This window comes from Pseudomonas sp. UBA6315 (assembly GCF_002438125.1).
Classification (GTDB): Bacteria; Pseudomonadota; Gammaproteobacteria; order Pseudomonadales; family Pseudomonadaceae; genus Aquipseudomonas; species Aquipseudomonas faucium.
In genome coordinates this window covers 3,495-4,985 of record NZ_DJTF01000014.1, presented here as the reverse complement: position 1 = coordinate 4,985, position 1,491 = coordinate 3,495, and the positions used below count along the sequence as shown (strand labels likewise).

Sequence of the window (1,491 nt, the reverse complement as noted above, 5' to 3'; positions counted from 1 at the left end):
AACTGCCGCGTCTGTACAGACCGGGGAATCCCCGGCATGGAGCTCGCTCGTCATTTTAAGAATCAGCCCAGCAAAAAACTGCTTGGTAATCGGCAACTGCTGTGTTTTCGCGGAACCCACAGAAGTTGTATCAAGAAGGGAGGGTAGTCTACCGGAATGTACCCTTCAGCTCAAACCTTGCGCGTTCGTCGGCAGCTGCCAGTGAAGCTGGCAATCGGCCTGCCCGAGCATGGGCAGGTTGGCCACCGCCAGCAACTGCTCGCCGCGGTACAGCAACGGCAGGCGCGGGCGCACGAAATGCGGCACCTGCAGCTCGTTGAGCAGGCGCTTCAAATCACGCCGGCCACGGCCTGGAACGTCCACTGTCTCGCCGCCCTCACGGTAGGCGATATGCACGCCATCCGGCGCCTGCCCCTGCAGGCGCACGCTGCCGTTGCCGGGTAAAGGCAACGGCCATTCAGGCTCATCCCAGCGTTGCGGACCGATGGCGGGCTGCAACCAATCGCCGCTCAACCACCAGATGCGAGCCTGGCTGCGCACCAGGTGACCGTCGGTCAGTTTCCACACGGGCTGGGCATCGATTGCAGCGTCACGCAGGTCGGCCCAGCCGGCCCAATGGCGGGCGTCGGGCAACCGGGTCCGTGGGGCCAGCCAATGCTGCAAGGCATTGCGCTGGCGCGCAGGCGACAACGCCACAAGCGCCGCAAGGTCGAGCGAAGCCAGCCCTGCCCAGCAATCCGGTGCGCCCTCCCCGGCCACTGCCAGGTCGCTCTCTGCCAGCTCTTCGAGCAGCCCTTGTGCTTCGCCCAGGTGCTCGGCGCAGCGGGCCAGGTTCTGGCTGGCCTGCGGCCAGCGTTGCTGGAGCAGTGGAAACACGTCGTTGCGCAGGAAGTTGCGCGCGAAGGCGGTATCGCCATTGGTGGGGTCTTCGATCCAGCTCAGCCCATGGCTGCGCGCATGGTCATGCAGTTGCTGGCGTGAGCACGTCAGTAGCGGCCTGGCCAGCTTGCCCTGCCCTAGCCTGCGCTGCGCGGGCATGGCTGCCAGGCCACGCAGGCCGGCGCCGCGCAGCAGGCGAAAGAGCAAGGTTTCGGCCTGGTCTTCGCGGTGCTGGCCGGTGAACAGCACCTCGTCTGGACCCAGGATGCGCGCAAATGCCGCATAGCGGGCATCGCGGGCGGCCTGCTCGAGGCTGGCGCCTGGGGCGACCTGGACGTGGACGATGGTGAGTTCGATGCCCAGGCGGTCGCAGACTGCTTGGCAATGGGCTGGCCAGGTGTCGGCGGCGGGTTGCAGGCCGTGGTGGATGTGGATGGCGTGCAGCGGGGGCGTGGCGTGGCTGCGGGCGTGTTCGGCCAGCAGGTGCAGGAGGACGGTGGAATCGAGGCCGCCGGAGAAGGCGATGTGCCAGGCGGGGGCGTTCAGCCAGGGGGTGAGGTTGATCATGAAGGCCTCACTTGGCTTGAGATAGCCGGGGCCGCTTCGCGCCCC

At 66.8% G+C, this 1,491-nt stretch carries 1 protein-coding gene; it reads right to left on the bottom strand.

Annotation, left to right across the window (positions count from 1 at the left end):
- Positions 1 to 165: 165 nt before the first annotated feature.
- The gene (gene tilS, locus B3E94_RS01180) at positions 166 to 1,446 is read right to left on the bottom strand and encodes a tRNA lysidine(34) synthetase TilS (RefSeq protein WP_286912021.1); all 1,281 of its coding nucleotides are present in this window, start codon (positions 1,444 to 1,446) and stop codon (positions 166 to 168) included.
- Positions 1,447 to 1,491: the final 45 nt, after the last annotated feature.